16 protein-coding genes and 1 pseudogene are annotated in these 21,713 nt (G+C 72.4%); 12 read left to right on the forward strand and 5 right to left on the reverse strand.

Annotation, left to right across the window (positions count from 1 at the left end; all coding sequences use genetic code 11):
* Window positions 1–50 precede the first annotated feature (50 nt).
* From ACWEFL_RS19060 to ACWEFL_RS19085, 6 genes are all read left to right on the forward strand, one after another.
* Window positions 51–1,742 (forward strand): PucR family transcriptional regulator, encoded by a 1,692-nt coding sequence (locus ACWEFL_RS19060; protein WP_451713826.1) that lies wholly within the window; start codon window positions 51–53, stop codon window positions 1,740–1,742.
* Between the two features lie 448 nt (window positions 1,743–2,190).
* Complete coding sequence (locus ACWEFL_RS19065) at window positions 2,191–3,252, forward strand: iron ABC transporter substrate-binding protein (RefSeq protein WP_451713734.1); 1,062 nt, start codon at window positions 2,191–2,193, stop codon at window positions 3,250–3,252.
* Between the two features lie 44 nt (window positions 3,253–3,296).
* Window positions 3,297–4,859 (forward strand): ABC transporter permease, encoded by a 1,563-nt coding sequence (locus ACWEFL_RS19070; RefSeq protein ID WP_451713736.1) that lies wholly within the window; start codon window positions 3,297–3,299, stop codon window positions 4,857–4,859.
* The gene (locus ACWEFL_RS19075) at window positions 4,856–5,902 is read left to right on the forward strand and encodes an ABC transporter ATP-binding protein (RefSeq protein WP_451713739.1); all 1,047 of its coding nucleotides are present in this window, start codon (window positions 4,856–4,858) and stop codon (window positions 5,900–5,902) included. The genes ACWEFL_RS19070 and ACWEFL_RS19075 overlap by 4 nt, the downstream gene beginning before the upstream one ends.
* 1,122 nt (window positions 5,903–7,024) lie before the next feature.
* A complete protein-coding gene (locus ACWEFL_RS19080; RefSeq protein ID WP_451713742.1) occupies window positions 7,025–7,816 on the forward strand; it encodes a hypothetical protein in 792 nt (263 codons plus the stop codon).
* A gap of 25 nt (window positions 7,817–7,841) precedes the next feature.
* A complete protein-coding gene (locus tag ACWEFL_RS19085) occupies window positions 7,842–8,360 on the forward strand; it encodes a protein-tyrosine phosphatase family protein (protein WP_451713744.1) in 519 nt (172 codons plus the stop codon).
* Between the two features lie 289 nt (window positions 8,361–8,649).
* Here ACWEFL_RS19085 and ACWEFL_RS19090 read toward each other — a convergent pair whose 3' ends face one another.
* Complete coding sequence (locus ACWEFL_RS19090; RefSeq protein WP_451713828.1) at window positions 8,650–9,462, reverse strand: GntR family transcriptional regulator; 813 nt, start codon at window positions 9,460–9,462, stop codon at window positions 8,650–8,652.
* A 301-nt stretch (window positions 9,463–9,763) separates the two neighbouring features.
* On the opposite strand from ACWEFL_RS19090, the gene ACWEFL_RS19095 reads away from it, so the two are divergent.
* Window positions 9,764–10,609, forward strand: coding sequence for a (2Fe-2S)-binding protein (locus tag ACWEFL_RS19095; RefSeq protein ID WP_451713831.1), 846 nt, complete (start codon window positions 9,764–9,766; stop codon window positions 10,607–10,609).
* A 237-nt stretch (window positions 10,610–10,846) separates the two neighbouring features.
* Entirely contained in the window at window positions 10,847–11,932 is a 1,086-nt protein-coding gene (locus tag ACWEFL_RS19100) for a DUF2637 domain-containing protein (RefSeq protein ID WP_451713746.1), read from the forward strand.
* Window positions 11,933–12,073: 141 nt separating this feature from the next.
* Here the strand turns inward: ACWEFL_RS19100 and ACWEFL_RS19105 are convergent, their stop codons facing one another.
* The 3 genes from ACWEFL_RS19105 to ACWEFL_RS19115 form a co-directional block, all read right to left on the reverse strand.
* Complete coding sequence (locus tag ACWEFL_RS19105; RefSeq protein WP_451713747.1) at window positions 12,074–12,433, reverse strand: ATP-binding protein; 360 nt, start codon at window positions 12,431–12,433, stop codon at window positions 12,074–12,076.
* 427 nt (window positions 12,434–12,860) lie between these two features.
* Entirely contained in the window at window positions 12,861–14,603 is a 1,743-nt protein-coding gene (locus tag ACWEFL_RS19110) for a pyruvate dehydrogenase (protein ID WP_451713750.1), read from the reverse strand.
* 230 nt (window positions 14,604–14,833) lie between these two features.
* On the reverse strand, window positions 14,834–16,834 hold the full coding sequence (locus ACWEFL_RS19115) for a protein phosphatase 2C domain-containing protein (RefSeq protein ID WP_451713753.1): 2,001 nt from the start codon (window positions 16,832–16,834) through the stop codon (window positions 14,834–14,836).
* A 533-nt stretch (window positions 16,835–17,367) separates the two neighbouring features.
* Between ACWEFL_RS19115 and ACWEFL_RS19120 the strand changes: the two genes are divergently transcribed.
* The 3 genes from ACWEFL_RS19120 (at window position 17,368) to ACWEFL_RS19130 (ending at window position 19,447) form a co-directional block, all read left to right on the forward strand.
* Window positions 17,368–18,372, forward strand: coding sequence for a helix-turn-helix domain-containing protein (locus ACWEFL_RS19120; protein ID WP_451713755.1), 1,005 nt, complete (start codon window positions 17,368–17,370; stop codon window positions 18,370–18,372).
* A gap of 53 nt (window positions 18,373–18,425) precedes the next feature.
* Entirely contained in the window at window positions 18,426–18,911 is a 486-nt protein-coding gene (locus ACWEFL_RS19125) for a DUF456 domain-containing protein (protein ID WP_451713757.1), read from the forward strand.
* Window positions 18,912–19,078: 167 nt separating this feature from the next.
* Entirely contained in the window at window positions 19,079–19,447 is a 369-nt protein-coding gene (locus ACWEFL_RS19130) for a PPOX class F420-dependent oxidoreductase (RefSeq protein WP_451713759.1), read from the forward strand.
* A gap of 86 nt (window positions 19,448–19,533) precedes the next feature.
* On the opposite strand, the gene rsgA is transcribed toward ACWEFL_RS19130, so the two are convergent.
* Complete coding sequence (gene rsgA / locus ACWEFL_RS19135; protein ID WP_451713760.1) at window positions 19,534–20,652, reverse strand: ribosome small subunit-dependent GTPase A; 1,119 nt, start codon at window positions 20,650–20,652, stop codon at window positions 19,534–19,536.
* Window positions 20,653–21,033: 381 nt separating this feature from the next.
* Here rsgA and ACWEFL_RS19140 point away from each other — a divergent pair.
* A pseudogene (locus ACWEFL_RS19140) lies at window positions 21,034–21,579 on the forward strand (ATP-binding cassette domain-containing protein); the annotation flags it as partial.
* Between the last annotated feature and the right edge of the window lie 134 nt (window positions 21,580–21,713).

A 21,713-nucleotide genomic window follows, 5' to 3' on the forward strand; every position in this document is an offset into this window, starting at 1 on the left:
TGCGCCACCGGCTGCGACACGACAGAACGAGACAGATCGGCGGCGACGAAATGCGGCTGCGCGCACTGCTGGAGAACGATGCGCTGGGGCTGCGGCTGCTCGCCGGCGGGGATGAGCTGGAGCGCGGGGTGCGCGGGGTGATGACCACCGACCTGCGTGACCCGAGCCGCTATCTCTCGGGCGGCGAGCTGGTGCTGACCGGCCTCGCCTGGCGGCGCTCGCCCGAGGACTCGGAGCCGTTCGTACGGATTCTCGCGGGCGCGCAGGTCGCGGGGCTCGCGGCGGGCGAGGCGGAACTCGGCAGTGTTCCGGAGGATCTGGTGGCGGCGTGTTCTCGCCATCAGATGCCACTGTTCGCAGTCGGCGAATCCGTTGCGTTCGCAACGATCACCGAGTATGTCGTACGTCGGGTCTCGGGCGAGCGGGCCGGTGATCTGGCCGCGGTCGTGGACCGGCACCGGCGGCTGATGACGTCGGGTCCCGCGGGCGGCGGACCGGAGGCCGTCCTGGACCTCCTCTGCTCCGACCTCGATCTTCGCGCCTGGGTGCTCTCCCCCACCGGGCGCCGTATCGCCGGTCCCGGAGTGCGTCTGCCGGACCGGGTGAGCGCCGCGCTCGCGGGTGAGCATCTGGCGGCCACCCGTGGCGGGCGGCGCGGGCCGTACCGCGCGACGGTGGAGAAGACCGTGTACTCGCTCTTCCCGATCCGGAACGCCGATCTCAACGGCGCGACGGATTCCCGCGATCCGCGTGAGGGTGTGCTGTCGGACTGGCTGCTCGCGGTGGAGGCGGACGCGGGCGACTGGCCCGCCGCCCGTCTCGACCTGCTCCAGGGCGTCACTCAGCTGATCGCCGTGGAACGGGACCGGCGTGACGCGGCCCGCACGGTACGCAGACGCCTCGCCCAGGAGGTCCTCGAACTGGTCCAGACGGGCGCCGCGCCCGCGGAGATCGCCGCCCGGCTGCGGGTCGCCGCTCCGGTCCTGCTGCCGGGGGTCGGCAACGCGCCGCACTGGCAGGTCGTGGTCGCGCGGGTCGAGTGGGGCGCGGCCGAGGGCCGGGACGCCCCGGCGTTCGAGGCCGGGCCGGTCGCCCAGTCCCTACTGGAGGAGATTCTCGCCGGCCAGCCCGCGGCCGGTCCCGACTCCTCGGACCGGATCGCCGTCGCCCACGCGGGCGGTGAGGCGATCGCCCTCGTACCGCTGTCGGCTCTGCCGCCCACCGGGGACACGCCCGCCACGGAGGACGGCCTCCACGCGGACGCGCTCCTGAAGGCGGTACGCGGCCCGCTGTCGGCCGGACTCGGCGACGACGGGCGGCTCACCCTCGGGGTCAGCGCCGCGGTCAGCTCGGCGGAGGGCCTGCGCGGCGCGCTGGAGGAGGCCCGCCACGCGCGCCGGGTCGCCGCGGCACGCCCCGGCCGGGTCTGCGCCGCCGGACACCACGAGCTGGCGTCCCATGTGCTGCTGCTGCCCTTCGTCCCCGACGATGTGCGCCGCGCGTTCACGGCGAGGCTCCTCGACCCGCTCCGGGAGTACGACCGCCGCCACCGCGCCGAGCTGATCCCGACGCTGGAGGCGTTCCTCGAGTCCGACGGCTCCTGGACGCGGTGCGCGGCCCGGCTGCATCTGCATGTGAACACGCTGCGGTACCGGGTGGGCCGGATCGAGCAGCTCACCGGCCGCGATCTGGCCCGGCTCGAGGACAAGCTGGACTTCTTCCTGGCGCTCCGGATGAGCTGACCGCCAGCGCTCCGGATGAGCCGACCGAACAACACCTTCCGTCGGGTGCTCCCGCGTTCGACGCCTCCGTCGGGCGCACCTCCGTTCAACACCGCGCGGCTCTGCGACCCTCCGCCCGTTCAACACCACGCGGCTCTGCGACCCTCCGCCCGTTCAACACCGCGCGGCTCGGCCGCGCCCGATACGACGACCACACCCCCTCCCGTGCTCCTTCACCCCCTTCCAGCCGTTTCCTCCCCTCTCTCCTCCCGGCGCCCGCAGGACTCCGCGATTTACCACGCCCCGACCCGTCCGCGCCCTATCGGTCGATAACGACTTGGACATGAAATTGACCCGCACTTGACCCGGAATTGACAGTTAGGCAAGCCTCACCATATTTATTAGGGCGTCCGTATTTGTTCCCCGCAACCGGTTCCCCCGAGCCCCGCGGGTTGTTCAGGAGGCTCACATGCGACGTCCGCTCGTCCGCCGCGGCACCGCACTCGCCATATCCGCGCTGCTCATCCCCGTCCTCGCCGCCTGCGGCGGTTCGGACGACAAGAAGGACGAGAAGGCGAAGGGCGACTCCAAGGCGGAGAGCGCTGACGAACTCGTGATCTACTCCGGCCGCAACGAGAAGCTGATCTCCCCGCTCGTCGAGAAGCTGGAGACGGCGACCGGCACCAAGGTCCAGGTCCGCTACGGCGACAGCGCCGAGCTGGCCGCCCAGATCCTGGAGGAGGGCGACCGCACGAAGGCGGGCCTGTTCTTCTCCCAGGACGCCGGCGCGCTCGGCGCGCTCTCCCAGGCCAAGGTGCTCGCGAAGCTCCCCCAGAAGTCCCTCGACAAGGTGGACGCGGCCTACCGCGGCGGCGAGGGCGACTGGGTCGGCGTCTCCGGCCGGGCCCGCGTCATCGCGTACAACCCGACGAAGGCCCCGAAGGCCCCGGACACCGTCAAGGACCTGACGAAGCCCGAGTGGAAGGGCAAGGTCGGCTACGCGCCCACCAACGCCTCCTTCCAGGCGTTCGTCACCGGCATGCGCGTGCTGGAGGGCGAGGACGCCACCCTGAAGTGGCTCAAGGACTTCAAGGCGAACGGAGCCAAGCCGTACGAGAAGAACGGCGCGGTCCTCGACGCCGTGGACTCCGGTGAGGTCTCCCTCGGACTGATCAACCACTACTACTGGTACGAGAAGGCCGCCGAGGTCGGCGCCGACAAGCTCACCGCGAAGATCCACTTCCTGCCCGGCGGCGACTCGGGCGCGCTGATCAACGCGGCCGGCGTCGGCGTCCTGAAGAACGGCGGCCAGAGCGCCGCCGCCGAGAAGGCCGTCGAGTTCCTGCTCTCCAGCGAGGCGCAGACGTACTTCGCCGACGAGACCAAGGAGTACCCGCTCGCGGCCGGCGTCACCTCGTCGGTGAAGGACCTCCCGGCGCTCGACTCCCTCGACGCCCCGGAGATCGACCTCGGGAAGCTGGAGTCCCTCCAGCAGACTCTGGAGATGCTCAAGGAAGCAGGGATGGTCTGACCGGTCGCGCGGAGAACCCGTAGAGACCGTTCAGAGACACCCGTATGAGCACGAAAAGTCCACCGTCCGTGGGCACCCCGGCTGCCGCGCCCCGCGCGGCGGCCGGTCGGCGTCGGCCCCCGCTCGTTCTGCTGCTCCCCGCCACGGCGGCGGCGCTCATCGCGCTGCTGCCGCTCGGCTATCTCGGCGTACGCGCCATGGAGCACGGCTGGGGCTACGCGTGGGACATCGTCTCCGAGCCGCGCACCCTCGAACTGCTCGGCCGCAGCCTCGGTCTGACCGCGATCGTCGTCGCCGGCTGTCTGGTGATCGGCGTCTCGCTGGCCTGGCTGACCGTCCGCACCGACCTGCCGGGCCGTCGGGTCTGGGCCGTGCTGGCGACCCTGCCGCTGGCCGTGCCCAGCTATGTCGCCGCCTTCACCTGGATCTCGGCCGCGCCGTCGCTGGCGGGGCTGCCCGGCGCGGCGATCACCCTCACCTTCGCCTGTTTCCCCTATGTCTTCCTGCCGGTGGCGGCGACCCTGCGCGGGATCGACCCGGCGCAGGAGGAGGCGGCGCGGTCCCTGGGGAACGGGCCGTTCCGCGCCTTCCTGCGGATCACCCTTCCCCAGGTGCGGCCCGCGGCGGCCGGGGGCGCGATCCTCGTCGCGCTGTACGTGCTCTCCGACTTCGGATCGGTGTCGATCACCCGGTACGACACCTTCACCCGCGCCATCCACTCCTCGTACCAGGCCAGTTTCGACCGCACCCCGGCTGCAGTGCTCGGCTGTGTGCTGGTGGCGATGACCGTGCTCCTCGTACTGGCGGAGAACCGCACCCGTGGCCGCGCCGGACACGCCCGCACGGGCCGGGGCTCGGCCCGCCCCGCCGCCACGCTCCGGCTCGGCCGGTGGACCGTGCCCGCGCTCGCCTGGTGCGGCGCGGTCGCGGCGGCGGCCGTCGCCTTCCCCCTCGCGACCCTCGGCTACTGGCTGACGGTCGGCAACTCCGGCTGGGACCCGGAGAACCTGTGGTCCGCGACCCTCGCCACGGTCACGGTGGCCGCGGCCGGAGCCGCCGTCACCACCCTGCTCGCCCTGCCGGTGGGCGTGCTGTCGGCGCGTCACCGGGGGCGGCTCGCCGGGCTGCTCGAACAGTCCGTGTACGCGGGGCACGCCGTACCGGGCATCACCGTGGGGCTCGCCCTGGTGTTCTTCTCCGTCCGCTACGCCTATCCCCTGTACCAGGAGCTGCCGCTCCTCATCGTGGCGTACGTCGTCCTGTTCCTGCCGGTCGCCGTGGCCTCGGCCCGCGCGGCCGTGCTACAGGCCCCGCCGGTGCTGGAGGACATGGCCCGCTCGCTGGGCCGCTCACCGCTGCGGGTGCTGCGCGAGATCACCGTTCCGCTGGCCGCGCCCGGCATCGGGGCGGGCGCGGCGCTCACCTTCGTCGTGATCATGAAGGAACTCCCGGCGACGCTGCTGCTCCGCCCCACCGGGACGGACACCCTCGCCACCCGGCTGTGGACCGAGACCGGCGCGGGCGCCTTCGCCGGCGCCGCGCCGTACGCGGCGGCCATCGTCCTGATCGCCGCGATCCCCTCCTACCTGCTCGGAAGGCGCTCATGACCGGACTGCGCGTGACCGCGGTGACCACCTCGTACGGGCGCGGCGCACGGGTGCTCGACGGCCTCGGCCTCACCGTCCCCGAGGGCGAACTGGCGGCGGTCCTCGGGCCGTCGGGCTGCGGTAAGACGACCCTGCTCCGGGTCATCGCCGGCTTTCTCGCGCCGGACTCCGGCGAGGTCGTCGTCGGCGGGCGCACGGTCAGCGGACCGGGAGTCCAGGTGCCGCCCGAGCGGCGGGGCGTGGGCATCGTCGCGCAGGAAGGCGCGCTCTTCCCGCATATGAGCGTGGCCCGGAACGTGGCCTTCGGACTGCTGGGCGCGGGGCGTGCCGAACGCCGGGCCCGTACGGCCGAGATGCTGGAACTCGTCGGGCTCGGCGACTTCGGCGACCGGATGCCGCATGAACTGTCCGGGGGGCAGCAGCAGCGGGTGGCCCTGGCCCGCGCGCTGGCGCCCCGGCCGGCGCTCGTCCTCCTCGACGAGCCCTTCAACGCGCTCGACAGCGGTCTGCGGGCGGGCCTTCGCTCCGACATCCGCGCCGCTCTGCGCGCGGCCGGGGCGACGGCGCTGCTGGTCACGCACGACCAGGAGGAGGCGCTGTCGTCGGCGGACCGGGTCGCGGTCATCCGCGACGGCCGGGTGGTCCAGTCGGGCACACCCCAGGAGCTGTACGCCCGTCCCGCCGACACCTGGGTCGCCTCCTTCGTGGGCGAGGCGGTGCTGCTGCCGGGCTCGGCGGACGGCGCACGGGCGAAGACCGCGCTCGGCACGGTCCGTCTCGCGGACGCCCCGGCCGGCGACGGCACGGTGGTGCTGCGCCCCGAGCAGCTGCGGCTGGTCCCTTCCACGGACGAGGAGGCCGCCAGGGGCCGGGTGACGGAGGTCCGCTTCCACGGCCACGACGCGCTGATCCTGGTGGACGTCGCCGCGGTGGGAGCGACGGTGACGGTACGCACCTCGGGGCCGGTGGGGGTGACGCCGGGTGACGAGACGGGGGTCCGGGTCACGGGCGAGGCGACGTTCCACCGGGTGCCGACGGACTGACCTGTTCCACCGGGTGCCGACGGGCTGACCTCGGGGCGGTCCGCCTCGCCGGGACGTCCGCGAAGTGCCGTGACTCCACGCCCCGCCGGCCTTCCGTGCCCGCCGGGGCTCCGCCGCCGTCGCGGGCTCCGCCCCGAACCCCGGCGTGTGACGTACCGGCGCGCCCGGAAGCGCGGGACCCGTCCGACCCCGGCACCGTGAGAAACGCACGCGCCGATTCCCAGCCGCGTCCGGGCCCTGACCTGCCGTGCACCGCCCGCCCCCGGCAGCTCACACACCGGTGCGGCCGGAAGTCGCCCCCGTCGGAAGGCCGTGAGGTCCGTCCGGCCGGATTGCCGGGGCGACCGCAACCGACCGCCTGACCCGCAAGAGCACCATCGCACCTCACACACCCGCATGGCCGGAAACACACGTCCCGCCCGACCACGACACCGTAAGAAACCACGCGCCGGTTCCCAGCCGCGTCGGGCCCGGACCCCCCGGAGCACCGCCCCGCCCCCGCGCCTCACACCGGTGCGGCCGGAAGTCGCCCCCGTCGGGAAGCCATGAGACCCGGCCGGAGGGCCCGGGGCGACCCCGTCCGGGACCTTCTCAGCCGGCCGAGACGGAGGTCGGGCCCAGGCCGGCCTTCCGGGCGATACGGCTCGACGCCAGGCACCGCGCCCCAGCCCACCGCGCCCCACCGCCGGTTCGCCGGTAGCGCGGACGCGCCGGGCGAATGACCGCCGTCACCACCGGATTCGGGCGTCACGGAGGCCGTGCGGCGTTCTCCTCGCGCCCGCGCGGCCCCGGCCGCGCGGGCAGGCACGAGGCCGTCGGCGCGCGGGCGCGCCAGTCGCGGCGGCTCCGCGCGAGACGGGCCGACGGCGCTCCGGGATCCGAAACACGGCGGCCTGCGGTGACGCGGATCGCACCCCCACAGCCCGGTGCCGCGGCCCCTCTCCGGCCGGACTCACCCGGTGGATCTCCCCCGCCACGGACACGATCACGATCCGGCCCACGGATGAAAGTTTGTGAATTAATTCACCAGAACCCTTGGCCAGGCATGCCTATCCATGCTGAGATTCCCCATACTCAACAGCTCAACGGCGCGCTCGGGAGGGCATAGTGGCGCATACCGCCATGTCTGGTTCTGGCACCACAGCAGGTGACGATCCGCTCCAGACCGCGGTATGGCGGCTGCGCTCGCGCGGCTGCTGGACCGACGCGGCGGCTCTGCTGACTCCGTTCACGGCGGACCCAGCGGCCGCCCTGCAAAGAGCGGGACTGCTCGGGGAGCGGTGTCTGTTCACAGGCGAGGGCTGGGCCGACGCGGAGGACGCCCTCCGTACGGCCGAGGCCGTGGCCCGTGACGACGAGGAGCGCGGCGGCGCGGCGGGCGAACGCGGCAGGCTGGCCTATGCCGCGACCAAGCTGGGCGTACGCGACCGGGCCGACGAGGCCCGCTCCGCGCTCGGCCGGGCGGCGGCCCTGTTGCCGCCCACGTCGCCGAGACGGCCGCTGCTCGACTTCCGCCGGGGTCTGCTCGCCGAACACATCGCCGACGCGCCCCAGGCGGCCCGTGCCGCCTACCGGCGTGCGCACGACGGGGCCGCCGCGCAGGGCGACGCGCTGCTGCTCTCCTTCACCTGGCATCATCAGGCCGGACTCGCCCTGCGGGACGGGGAGTTGGCGGAGGCGCGGCACGGCTTCTCCGAAGCACTGCGCATCCGGGTCGAACTGGGCTATCTGATCGGCGCGGCCCCGGCGCTCGCGGCCCTCGCCGACTGCGAGCCCGAGCCGGAGGCCGCCCGGCTGCGGGCCGAGGCCACAAGGCTGTACCGGCTGCTGGGCGGGGTGCCGGTGTGGCTCGCCGGCCGGCTGGCCACCACGGTCCCGTCACCGCAAGCGGAGCCATCGGAGCCCGCTGCCTGAGGAGAGTGAGGGGGGTGCGTGGCGGGTGAGAACACGCCGCGAGGAGGGGGAAGTACCGGACCCGCGTTCACGCTGGGACGAGATCACCGGGGGCCTCTGGATGGGCGGCCATATCTGGATCGACGGTGACGAGCGCAAGCGGCCCGTGGTCGTGAATCATGAATTCGACCTGGTCATCAGCCTGTTCACCCGCCAGGGCCACGGCCCGCCGGCGGGTGTCGAGCACCGGATGCTCCCCATCCCCGACGACGCGCTGACGGCGCGGGAGATCGACCGCGTACGGGATCTCGCGCTGGTGAGCGCCGGGGCGTTACGGGACGGGCGCAGCGTTCTCGTACGGTGCTACACCGGGTACAACGGGTCGGGTCTGGTGGTCGCGCAGACCCTGGTCGAGATGGGGCTGGACGCGGCGGACTCGATCGACCGGGTGCGGCAGCGGCGCTCACCGTGGGCGCTGCACAACGAGATCTTCGAACAGTATCTGCTGACGGGACTGCATGTCGCCGCGCTGCTGACCGATCTGGAGCCGCCGACGATGCTGTGAACGCGATGCCGTCCGGGCCGACTGTCTTTCCGAGCCGGCTGCCCCTGAGTGCCGACTGTCCCTCCGAGCCGACTGCCCCTGAGTGCCGGCTGCCTCTGAGTGCGGATGCCTCTGAGAGCCGACGGGCGCGGGATCCACGGCCAGAGGCTCACGTACACGGACCGGCACGTACACGGACCAACGAGCGGACCGACAAGCACAGGTCGGGCAACGGACCGACAAGCACGGCCCCGACGGACGCAGGCCCACGGGCAGGGCGGCTGCCCGTGAGGACCGGGCGGCGGGCGCGTCAGGTGCCTGACTGGCCGCTGAAGTGCTTCCCGACCAGAGCGCGCACGATCGCCGGATCCTGGGCGATCAACGCGTCCAGCAGCGCCTTGTGTTCCGACGCGTCGGCGATCAGTTCGGCGCGGCACGCGGCGGAGCCGCTCGCCAGGGGCCACCGGGAGCGGCGGTGGAGGTCGTCCGCGATCTCCACCAACTGGTCGTTGCCCGCCAGGGCGAGCACGGCGTGATGGAAGGCACGGTCCCTCTCGGCGTAGGCGGCCCGGTCCCCGGTCGCCGCGACGGCCGCCGCCGCGTCCGCGAGGGGGCGCAGTTCGACCCAGCGGGCGGCGGACACGGTACGGGAGAGCCGGAGCACGACCGGGATCTCGATCAGCGCGCGGACCTCGGCGAGTTCGGCGAGTTCGCGGCTGCTGCGGACGGTGACGCGGAAGCCCCGGTTGGGGACCACCTCCACCGCGCCCTCGGCCGCCAGCCGCTGCATCGCCTCGCGGACGGGGGTCGCCGAGACGCCGAAGCGCACGGCGAGGGCGGGGGCGGAGTAGACCTCGCCGGGTGCCAACTCGCCGTCGGCGAGGGCGGTACGCAGGGCTTGCAGGATCTGGCCTCGCACCGAGTGGCGCTGGACGGTGCGCGGGGCGGACGCCTCGCGTATGGAGAGCGCGGGCGGCTCGCTGTGAGTGTGCTCGCCACGGGCCTGTTCCGGTACGCGGGGCTCGCCGCCGGCGCCGACGCGCCCCGGCGACACCGGGGAGGAGACCGGGGCACCGGAGGGTGCGGACGACCGGCCGGCGTCCGTTGCGGGCGTTGGACGCATGGAGGCGTACGGCCGCTGCGCATAGGACCGGGCGGCGTACGCCGGGGCAGGCGCGGGGGGCTGGAGGGCGGCGGGATACGGCGAGGGCGGCTCGGACGCGTACGGCTGAGGCGGCGCTGTGGCGTCGCGCGCGGGGGCCTGCTCCACTCGGGTCCTCCTCCGGCCGGGGGGTACCGGGCCCGGATGTCTGCGCCCGAGGCCCTGGGTGCACGATAGGCGGACCGGACCTCAGTTCAAACATCGGCCGCACAGGGTAAGGTAAGCCTTACCTGACGACGATCGTGATTCGGTGGTCCCCGGAATGACCCTGCCCGCACTGCTGCCCGCCCCGCCCTCGCCCGTCGAGGACGCGTACGCCCGCCTCGCCGAGGTCTACCCGGCGCTGCGCGTCCTGGAGCTGAAGCCGGGCGAGAGGACGCCCGCGGGCGACGGCTGGGCGGGCGCGGACGAACTGGCGGCCGGCGGCGGGGCACTCGACGCGTACCTCTCCTGGGACGAGGCCCAGATCGTCCGGGACTACGGCCAGGAGGCCCGCCCGGATGTCGTCGCCACCTTCGGACTGCACCGCTACGCCTGGCCCGCCTGCCTGCTGATCACCGTCCCCTGGTTTCTGTGCCGCCGGGTGCCGAGGGTGCCGCCGGGGCAGGTCGCCTTCCACCGGGCGTCGGGCCGGATGACGGTCCGCGTCACGGAGTTCGCCTGTCTGCCGGGCGACCCAGCCGCCCAACTGCCCGGAGCGCGAGTCGTACCGGACGAAGAGGCACTGCGCGAAGAGGTGCGCGGGGCCGTCGCCGATCATCTCGGCCCCCTCCTGGACGGCTTCGGCCCGCGCATGCGGCGCGGCAGGCGCGCGCTGTGGGGCATGGTGACGGACGAAGTCGTCGAAAGCCTCTGGTACATCGGCGGCCTCCTCGGCGAGGAGGAGCGGGCCATGGCGGAGCTGCGGGAGCTACTGCCCGGCAGGGTCGAGCCGTTCGTCGGAGCGCCCGGCTTCCGCGTCCTGACCGGGCCCGAAGGTGAGCGACTGCCCACCCGCGACAGGGCGAGCTGCTGCCTGTTCTATACACTGCGACCGGACGACACCTGCGTCACGTGCCCGCGCACCCGCGACACGGACCGCGTGACGAGACTGCTCCCGAGCGTCTAAAACCACTATCGCGGGACCAATGTCACGCAGCGGATGTCACGCCACCCCGTCCGGGTGATATAAATCGTACGCAACTCCCGCTGCCCGTACGGCAGTTCGAGTAAAACGCACCTATCCGTATGCCGTATGGCCCCATTGGCGTTCTCTTGCGACGAAACCCCCTGGGATCGCCGGGACTTCGGTCACTATGGCGGCCGAAACGCCCTACCGCGATGCAGATGTAAGGGACGCCAATACATGAGAGACATATCGCTTACCTGGCTGCTTCCCGGCGGCGTGATGCTCGTGGGAGTCCTGGTCGCGATCGCTGTGCTCCAGCGCGGCAAGAAGGCCGCCGGCAAGCCGGAAATCGAGGATTCCTGGGAGCGCAGTGAGGAGCGCCGCCGGCGCAAGGAGGCCCTGTACGGCACGGCTTCCTACGTACTCCTCTTCTGCTGCGCCGCGGTTGCCGCCGCTCTCTCCTTCCACGGTCTGGTCGGCTTCGGCCGGCAGAACCTGAACCTTTCCGGGGGCTGGGAGTACCTGGTCCCGTTCGGCCTCGACGGTGCCGCCATGTTCTGCTCGGTGCTCGCCGTCCGCGAGGCCAGCCACGGTGACGCCGCCCTCGGCTCCCGCCTCCTGGTCTGGACGTTCGCCGGGGCCGCCGCCTGGTTCAACTGGGTCCACGCTCCCCGCGGGCTGGACCACGCGGGCGCTCCGCAGTTCTTCGCGGGCATGTCGCTCTCGGCCGCCGTCCTCTTCGACCGCGCCCTGAAGCAGACCCGCCGGGCCGCCCTCCGGGAGCAGGGCCTGGTGCCCCGCCCACTGCCGCAGATCCGTGTGGTCCGGTGGCTGCGGGCTCCGCGTGAGACCTTCAACGCCTGGTCGCTGATGCTCCTGGAGGGCGTCCGCACGCTGGACGAGGCGGTCGAGGAGGTTCGCGAGGACCAGGCGGCGAAGAAGGAGAACCGTGTCCGCTCGCGCGACCAGGCCAAGCTGGAGCGGGCGCGCATCAAGGCCCTGAACCGGCAGCACCGCGCCTGGGGCCGCGGCCGCGTCCTGCGGGAGCCGGCACTGCCGGCGCTCGCCTCCGGCGGGGGCTCCGGCTCCAGCAATTCGGGGAGTTCCGCCCAGGCCCTTACGGAGGGTTCCAAATCCGTAGCGGAGCCTGCCATAGAACCCGGACAATCGCCGCTTCGGTCCATGTCTTCCCGTCAGGCCGAGGGTCCGGCCTCCGCTGAGCCCCGGATGGTCGACCTCACCGCCGAGGACGACACGATGACGCTGCCGCGCCTCGACTCGCTGGAGCGGAAACTGAAGGACCTGGAGCAGCAGTTCGGCTGAGCGCCGGACGCGCACGCATACCAAGAAGGCCGGTCCGGGACACCCCGGACCGGCCCCTTCTTCTTGTGGCTCGGTTCTCACTCGCCAGGGAGACTCCCCCGACGCGCCCTGCCCGCGCGGCCCGGCGGCTTACTCGCCGGGTCAGGCGGCGGGCCTGCCGTTGAGTTCGAACCAGATCACTTTGCCCGCGCTCTGCGTCCGTACGCCCCAAGAGTCCGCGAGGCTCTGCACCAGTGCGAGGCCCCGGCCGTGAATGTCGAGCACATCGGCGGCGCCGGTGTCCGGACGGCCGTCCGGCGGCTCCGGCAGCCCCTCCATGAAGTCCCGCACCTCGACCCGGAGCGTGGCCGAGGCGACGGTCGCCGTGACCACCGCGCCGTGATCCGTGTGGATCAGGGCGTTGGTGACCAGTTCGCTCGCCAGCAGCTCCGCCACGTCGGCCGTATCCCGGCCGCCCCACTGTCCCAGCAACTCCCGCAGTCCATGCCGTACTTCCGGCACGGACTTCAGATCGCCGCACCCCATGTACCGGTGCAGCCGCTCCCTTCCATGGGCCGCTCCAGGCTGTCCCCCGTGTCGGCCGTGTCCTTCCGTCCCGGACCCGGCCCCTCCCTGACGCCCTATCATCATCCCCACCCGTTTACGTCGGATCCTCTGTCACGACTATCCGCGTGCCACTGTCCGTATCGGACACCGTCACGGAGAGCCCTGCCCCCTGCGGGCCCACGCCACGCATGACGAAATGGTCAAGTCGCGCCGGGGCCGGATTTTTCCCCCAGCGGACGGATGTGGTCTACGCCAATTGCCGGAGGTCGGCGTCTCACGGCAATCGGCTTCGGACCGGCGTGTCCAAGTAGCGGTCTCAGGGCGGAAGCTTCAAGGCCGGGAGTCCAAGCCTGGGGTCCAAGCCGGGGGTCCAACCCGGGTCTCAACGCCGGGGCACATGGCGCAGATTGGAACGCGCCATCTGCACCATCCGGCCGACACCGCCGTCGAGCACCATCTTGCTGGCGGAGAGCGCGAATCCCGTCACCATCTCGGCGCTGATCTTCGGTGGGATGGAGAGCGCGTTCGGGTCGGTGACCACGTCGACGAGAGCCGGTCCCTTGTGCTTCAACGCCTCCTTCAGCGCGCCCGCGAGGTACCTCGGCTTCTCGACCCGTACGCCAAAGGCCCCGGACGCCCGCGCGATCGCCGCGAAGTCGGGGTTCTTGTTGGTGGTTCCGTACGAGGGAAGTCCCGACACGAGCATCTCCAGCTCGACCATGCCCAGCGAGGAGTTGTTGAAGAGCACCACCTTCACCGGGAGGTCGTACTGGACCAGTGTGAGGAAGTCGCCCATCAGCATGGAGAATCCGCCGTCGCCGGACATCGAGACGACCTGCCGGTTCCGGTCGATGAACTGGGCGCCGATCGCCTGGGGCAGGGCGTTGGCCATCGAGCCGTGGCTGAAGGAACCGATGATCCTGCGGCGGCCGTTGGGCGAGATGTAGCGCGCCGCCCACACATTGCACATTCCGGTGTCGACGGTGAACACGGCGTCCTCGTCGGCGAGTTCGTCGAGGACCGACGCGACGTACTCCGGGTGGATGGGTACGTGCTTCTCCACCTTGCGGGTGTACGCCTTGACCACGCCCTCCAGCGCGTCGGCGTGCTTCTTCAGCATCTTGTCGAGGAACCTGCGGTCCGTCTTCTCCTGTACCCGGGGAACGAGACAGCGCAGCGTCTCGCGCACATCGCCCCAGACCGCGAGATCCAGCTTGGACCGGCGGCCGAGGTGCTCGGGCCGCACATCGATCTGCACGATCTTCACATCGTCGGGGAGGAAGGCGTTGTACGGGAAGTCCGTGCCGAGCAGGATCAGCAGATCGCACTCATGGGTGGCCTCGTACGCCGCGCCGTAGCCGAGCAGACCGCTCATGCCGACATCGAACGGATTGTCGTACTGAATCCACTCCTTTCCGCGCAGTGCGTGTCCCACCGGCGACTTCACCCGCTCCGCGAACTCCATCACCTCGGCGTGCGCGCCCGCCGTGCCGCTGCCGCAGAAGAGGGTGACCCGTTCGGCCTCGTCGATCATCCGGACGAGCTTGTCGATCTCGCCGTCCCCCGGACGTACGGAGGGCCGGGAGGTGACCAGCGCGTGCTCGATCGACTTCTCGGGTGCCTGCTGGGCGGCGATGTCCCCCGGCAGCGAGACGACGCTGACGCCGCTGCGGCCGATCGCGTGCTGAATCGCCGTCTGGAGCAGCCGCGGCATCTGCCGGGGGTTGGAGATCAGCTCGCTGTAGTGGGAGCACTCCCGGAACAGCTGATCGGGATGGGTCTCCTGGAAGTAGCCGAGGCCGATCTCGCTGGAGGGGATGTGCGAAGCGAGGGCGAGCACGGGGGCCATGGAGCGGTGGGCGTCGTAGAGCCCGTTGATCAGATGGAGATTGCCGGGGCCGCAGGATCCGGCGCAGGCCGCGAGCCTGCCGGTGAGCTGGGCCTCGGCGCCGGCCGCGAACGCGGCGGTCTCCTCGTGCCGGACCTGGATCCAGTCGATGGCGGAGTTGCGGCGGATGGCGTCGACGACGGGGTTGAGGCTGTCGCCGACGACTCCGTACAGCCGCTGGACACCGGCGCGGACGAGGATGTCGACGAACTGCTCCGCGACGTTCTGCTTGGCCATGGGATGCGCACCCTTTCTCGGCATGGACGGCCTACGGCCTGAACTTCCATCAATTCACGCCTGGCGCGATCGCGCCTCCCCGTTACGCCCAGTGGTCCGCCCCACGGCGGGAAGGAGCCGCCGCCCGGCCGCCCCCCGCGGCCCCGGGAGGCTCGCAGCCCCGCAGCCCCGGGAGGCTCGCCCGCCGATCGGGCCCGTACCCGTCGCGCCGCCGATCGGGCCCGTGCCGGTCACGCCTCCCAGATTCCGACGGCCGTGCGGTCGTCCGCGTACCCCTTCACGCGCAGTGTGGCGTCGGAGAGGAACTCGGACAGGCCCGGCGGCTCGACGGCCCGCCAGCGCTCGGCCAGTTCTCCCGCGAGGGCGGGCTCCCCGCGCATCGGGTCGGCGAGCCCCGGACCGCAGAGCAGAAGGGTGTCACCGGGGCGGGCGACGGAGGCCCGGAAGCGGAACGGTTCGGCAACCGGCGGAGGCTCTGCCTCCATATAGGGGGACGGGGGCGTCGGGATCCCGAGGTTCATGGTCAGCCGGTCCCCCTCGGGGGTCTCTGACGGAACGCCGTCCCCCGCCCGCGCGGAGCCGTACCCGACGACGGGGGCGCCGGAGACCGAATCCGGGCCGGGAAGCGAGGGCTCGATGTCCTGCCAGACGCCGTCCCTGAGCCGGAAGAGGCCGCCGGGACCGACGCCGAAGAAGATCCGCGTACGGCATTCGGGGTCGGCGGAGAGCAGCAGACACCGCAGCCCCGCCGTGTACTCCTGCGGAGCCACCCCCATGTCGGCGGCGGCGGCCCGCAGCTTGCCGAAGCTGCGGTCGGTGAGCCGGTGCAGCCCTGACTTCAGGTCCCCGCGCCGTCCCGCCCTGATGTCCTCCGAGAGCCGCGCGTGGCTGCGCCCGACGGCTCCGCCGATCCACCGGCAGACGTCGGCCGCGGCGAGATGCGCCCCTTCGGCGGCCCGCGCCCCACTCGCCACGGCCACCAGTACGAGTGCGGCGGTCCCGGTGCCGAACCGGGCGGTCAGCAGCGCGTCCCGGCGCGGCTCTCCCCGGTAGCGCGCGGAGTCCCCTCGTACGGACGCCGCGCGCAGTGTGTACGAGCCGTACCGCGCGCCGTCGAGCACGGTGTCCGCGACGAGTTCCTCCAGCCGCTCCGCGTCGGCGGGCGGCAGAGCGGTCGGATCGGCGTCGTAGGTGGGCGGACCGGCCCCGATGTAACCGGGGTGGGACGACGCGCCGACGACGGTGGCGGCAGGAGCGGTGGCTCGCGGCGGATCCGCGGGCGCGTGGGGCGTTCCGCGCGGTGGAGGCCGCACCGGGGGCGGGGGCGGCGTCGGGGGCGGTTCCATCGGTGCGGGCGGCGGTGCGACCGGCCGTTCGGGTGGCGGCGCGGCAGCGGGGTGCGGCTCCCAGGGAGCACCGGGTGCGGGCGCCGCGCCGATGGCTGCGCCGGGCTCGGCCGCCGGGCGGGGAGCGCTCTCGGTGCGCGGCCGATCCGGCGGGGGGCCCGCGTGGGCCGCGGGAGGGGGTGCGGGAGCCGCCGGAGGGGCCGGAGGAGGGACGTTCGGTGCGGTCTTCGGGGCGGTCTTCGGGGCGGCAGGTGGGGCTTCCGGAGCGGCTTGAGGCGCGGCTTCCGGTGCGGCCTGGGGCGCGGCTTCCGGGGCGGCGGCCTCGGGCGCGGTCGGTGGTGCGGTCGGCGGCGGGTCCGGCGGGCTCGAAGCCCGTGGCGGGTCGGCGGAACCGGCGGGCGACCCGGCGGAGGCAGGCGGCGGTCCGGGCTCGGGCGCTCGGTACCCGAGCGGCGGGGCGGACGCGTCGGGCGGACCGGAGGCCGACTGGGCGGACGCGCCGGGCAGGCCCGACGCCGACGGCCCGGAATCCGGGCCCGGCTGTTCGGACCGGGCCGGGGCACCCACGCCGTCGGGCTGCCGGGGATCAGCCGGACCGCTCCGCGCGGCGGGCGGCTCCGGCGCGGTCCGGGGGCCCGGGATGTCGTCCGGAGCCTCGATGTCGTCCGCCGGGGCCGCCTCCCACCAAGCCCCGGAGCCGGACGGACCCGCCTCGGGCGCCGACCGCCGACCCGGCCCGGTCACGGCGTCGGACGCCGAGTCGAACCGCGTGTCCAGCGTGTCCCCCGCACTCGCCGCCGGACCCGTGTCCGGGGCGGACTCGTCGTACAGCCGGTTCCACCAGTCGTCTTCGCCGGTGGTGGGCTTCTCCCCCTGCTGACTCATGCCCTTATTGTCCACCGCGAGGGCCGTATGAAAACGGGGCCTTCCGAAAACCTATGAGCGGCCAGACCCCCGAACAGGGCTCCACCGGGCCCCGTTCACCCGGAGGGGAAACGGACCCCCGGCGGACCCGCTCGTGGCCGGCACAGGGCGTATCCGGTGATCACGGCGGGGGCGAGTCCGGGTCGCGGACGTCCCGGACGTCACCGTCCGGGACTCGCGCGACCGCCGAACGCGGACGTGGGCGGGGAGACTTCGTGAGAAACGTCTCCGGGCCCATTCCCTCCCGGCCGCCTCCGAGCACGAGTGCCCGTACCCGTCGAATGCGCCGTAACCGGGGCGTGTCGGTGCTGTCGTGATGTCACCTTGGCGGAGCGCCAAGGGATACGGGGATGATGTGCGCGGCGGGAAGCCGCCGTGACCGGTACGCGTCACGGCGATCCCACAGGGGCCATGTACACGCGGTCGACACAGGGGTTCGACGGCGGTCGCAAGCAGTCGCGGGTCTGAGGAGGTCTGGTGCTGGGAGGGATCTGGTGCTGGGAGCTATAGGTCTTGACGAGAGACAGGAGTCGGCGTATCGCGCGCTGGTCGCACTGGGGGCGGCCGAGATCTCCGATCTGGCGCACCGGCTGGAGCTGCCGGAGACGGACACGGAGAGGGCGCTGCGGCGGCTGGAGCGGCAGGGACTCGCCGCACGGTCGTCCGCACGGCTCGGGCGGTGGGTGGCGGCGCCTCCCGGCGTCGCGCTGGGTGTACTGCTCACTCGGCAGCGCCATGAACTGGAGCGGGCGGAGCTGGCGGCCTCGCTGCTGGTGAAGGAGTACCGCGCCGAGGCGGCCGAGTCGGCCGCGCACGATCTGGTGGAGGTGGTGACCGGCGAGAGCGCGGTGGCGCACCGCTCTCTCCAGCTCCGGCGGGGGGCCGTGGCGGAGGTCTGTGCCCTCGTCGCCGGTCACCCGGCCGCCGATGCCGGCCGGGGAGACGAGTCGGAGGAGCAGGCGTCCGCGCGGGGGGTCGTCCACCGTGTCGTCATCGAACGCGCGGCGCTGTCCGCGCCGGGAGGCGTCGGCGAGCTGATCGCGGCCCTCGGCCGCGACGAACAGGTGCGGGTCGTGGACCGGGTCCCCAGCGGGCTCGTGGTCGCCGACCGGGCCCTCGCGATGGTTCCCCTCACGGCCCACGGCACCGCTCCCTCCGCTCTCGTCGTCCACGGCAGCGGTCTCCTGGAGTCCCTGCTGAGCCTCTTCGAGGCGGTCTGGCGCGAGGCGCTGCCGCTGCGCCTGGGCACGGGGACGCCGTCCGGCGCGGTCACGGGGTACGAGGAGGTTCCGGGCGGGCCCGACGCCACCGATCTGGAGATCCTCTCCTTGCTGCTCGCGGGCATGACGGACGTCAGGGTCGCCAAGCAGCTGGACCTCGGTCTCCGTACGGTTCAGCGCCGGGTGAAGGGTCTGATGGAACTCACGGGCGTGACCACCCGTCTGCAACTGGGCTGGCAGGCGTACGCGAAGGGCTGGGTGATCCGGGAGACACGGTGACGGGCGTATCCGCGCGACCTGCGGGATTCGCGTGGATACTGCACCCTTGTCAGATGGGCGGCATATGGCAGCTCCTGTTGGTCGGCCTGGTCATGGGGCTGGGCGTGGTGGGAGTGATCGTTCCGGGGGTCCCGGGGCGCTGGCTCATATGGGCGGCCATGCTCTGGTGGTCGCTACAGGAGCAGACCCGGCTCGCCTGGGTGCTCCTGGTCGCCTCCACGGCGCTGTTCCTGGTCGTCCAGGTGATCCTGTGGCTGATGCCGACCCGCCTCATACGCGAGTCCGGCGCCACTGTCCGGATGGCCGCCTTCGCGGGCGTGGGGGCGATCGTGGGCTTCTTCGCAGTGCCCGTGATCGGCGCGATTCCGGGGTTCGTCGGTGGGATCTACCTCTGCGAACGGCAACGTCTCGGCGGCCACGGCCAAGCGGCCGCCTCCACGCGCACGGCGATGCGGGGGGCGGGGACGAGTGTGCTGGTGGAGCTGTTCGCGTGTCTGCTGGTGATGGGGGCGTGGATGGGGGCCGTCATCTGGGGCTGAGGGCCCCGGAGGCACCGCCGGCCCCGATACTCCGTACCCCGGACCGCCCGCAGACCCGGACCACCGCCGCCAACCCCGAATCCTCCGCCCCGAATCCTCCCCTTCAATGCTCCGTCCCGGGTCCTTGGCCCGATGCGGGACCCGGTGTGACGTGTGAGGCTTGGCGGATGACCGAATTCAGTGAGGCCGAGCGTGACTATCTCGCGTCCCAGCGGCTGGGGCGGCTGGCCACCGTCGATGTGAAGGGGCAGCCGCAGGCGAACCCGGTCGGCTTCTTCCCGCAGCCGGACGGGACCATCCTCGTCGGGGGACACTCCCTGGCGAGCACGAAGAAGTGGCGCAACCTCCAGGCGAACCCGAAGGTCGCGCTCGTCGTCGACGACATCGTGAGCATCAGTCCGTGGAAGGTCCGCGGAGTGGACATCCGGGGCGAGGCGGAACTGCTGACGGGCCCGCACGACTTGGGCCCGCACTTCAGCGAGGAGCTGATCCGGATCCACCCGAGGAAGATCCACAGCTGGGGCCTGGAGCCGTAGTCCGCTCCGCGCCTCACCGCGGCCGCGGAGGACGACCGCGGCGCGGGACCCGGGTTTCCCGCGCCACGGTCAGCGATCTCCCGGACTCACCGCGGCCGGCCGCGCTTCGCCTCGATCGCCGCCCGGCCGATCGCGCCCCGCATCCGCCCCTCCCTGCGCAGTTCGTTCCGGACCCGGGCGTCCGTCTTGGCGACGATGTACTTGTTCTCCCGCAGGAGCTTGCGGTAGCTCTCCAGCCTGCGCTGCGGCAGCGAGCCGTCCTCGACGGCAGCGAGGACCGCACAGCCCGGCTCCGCGTCGTGCGCGCAGTCGTGGAACCGGCACCGCGCGGCGAGTTCCTCGATCTCCGAGAAGACCTGCCCCACACCGGTTCCGGCGTCCCAGAGGCCGACGCCCCGGAGTCCGGGGGTGTCGATGAGCACCCCTCCGCCGGGCATGACGACGAGGTTCCGGGTCGTCGTCGTGTGCCGTCCCTTGCCATCGGTGTCCCTCGCGGCCTGGACGTCCATGACGTCCAGGCCGAGGAGTGTGTTGGCGAGCGTGGACTTGCCCGCACCCGACACACCGAGCAGAACGCTCGTCCCACCGGAGACGATCGCGGCGAGTACGTCCATCCCCTCGCCCGTCAGAGAGCTGACGGGCAGCACCGGCACACCGGGCGCGGTGGTCTCCACGTCCTGCACGAGATACGAGAGCCCGGTGACGTCCGGCACCACGTCCGCCTTGGTGAGCACGACGGCCGGCTGCGCCCCGCTCTCCCAGGCGAGGGCGAGGAACCGCTCGATCCGCCCGAGGTCGAGTTCGACCGCGAGCGACACACAGATGACGACGTGGTCGACGTTGGCGGCCAGGACCTGACCTTCGGAACGCTTGGACGACGTCGACCGCACGAAGGCCGTACGGCGAGGGAGGATCGTGCGCGCGTACCGCGGATCACCGCCCTCGGGATCGACGGCGACCCAGTCCCCCGTGCACACGACCTTCATAGGGTCACGGGGAACGACGAACTCGGTGTCGGCCCGGATCACCCCGTCGGGGGTGGCGACGTCACACTGACCACGGTCGACCCGTACCACACGGCCGGGCACCAGCCCCTGCGCGGCGTACGGAGCGAACTCGGCAGCCCAGCCCTCATCCCAGCCGTAAACGGCAGGCGCGTGCTGAGCATCAGAAAGGGAAGAAGTGTTGAACGAAGCGTTGAACAAGGGAAACCCTTCGAAGGGTGACCCCGGCAGCGCGCTCTGCGCGCGGAACGTCGAGTGGTGTCAGCCGGAGGCCACAGGGGTGGAAGCGATGAACTCCTGAACGCGGGCAGCGCCCGTCACCATGACCGTCATCAACGTCCTCACCTCCTGCTTCACCTCAACGAACCAACATCGCCCCCGGCCACGACACACAGCGGCACCTTGGAACGAGCAGCAGCATAACCCCGCTCAGGGCACGCCACCACCGATTAGCTCGCGGTCGCGGGGACCGCGGCCTTGGCGGTACGGACCTCCGGGGCAGCTCTTGCGACGACGGTGCGGGCCGGGGCGCGGCTGTACCGCACCTCGCTGTCCCTGGAGGACTGGGCCCGCTTTCTCACCGTGGCCAAGCCGTGGACGACCCGACGCGGCAGCGCCGCCGTCGCCGAGGACGGGCCGCAGGTCATCACCGCCACGGACGTCTCCTTCACCTACCCCGGCACCGACACCCCCGCGCTCGACGGCATCGACCTGGGTCTCGAGCGCGGCGAGGTCATCGCCCTGGTCGGCGAGAACGGCGCCGGCAAGAGCACCCTCGCCCGCATCCTGACCGGCCTCTTCCTCCCCACGACGGGGTCCGTGCGGTGGGACGGGGTGGACCTGGCGGACGCCGACCCGGCCAATGCACTCGCCCAGGTCGCGCTCGTCCCGCAGGACTACACCCGCTGGCCGCTCGCCGCACGCGAGAACATCACCCTCGGCCGGCCCCGCCCCGAAGGCGACACCGCCGTACACACCGCCGCCGAGGCCGCCGGCGCCGACAGCGTCATCGCCAACCTGCCCCATGGCCTGGACATCTCACTGGCCCGTTCCTGGTGGGGAGGACACGACCTGTCCGGCGGACAGTGGCAACGCATCGCGTTCGCCCGCGCCTTCCATCGCAACGCCCCCGTCTGGCTGGTCCGGGGATTCAGCCCCTGGCGCCCGGCGGCCGGACCTCAGCCGGACCTGACGACGGGAGCGGTCCCCGGCCGCCCTTGTGGGGTGGCCGGGGACCTTCCGCTCGGGCAACGGCGCTGTAC

Source organism: Streptomyces sp. NPDC004838, from assembly GCF_053600955.1.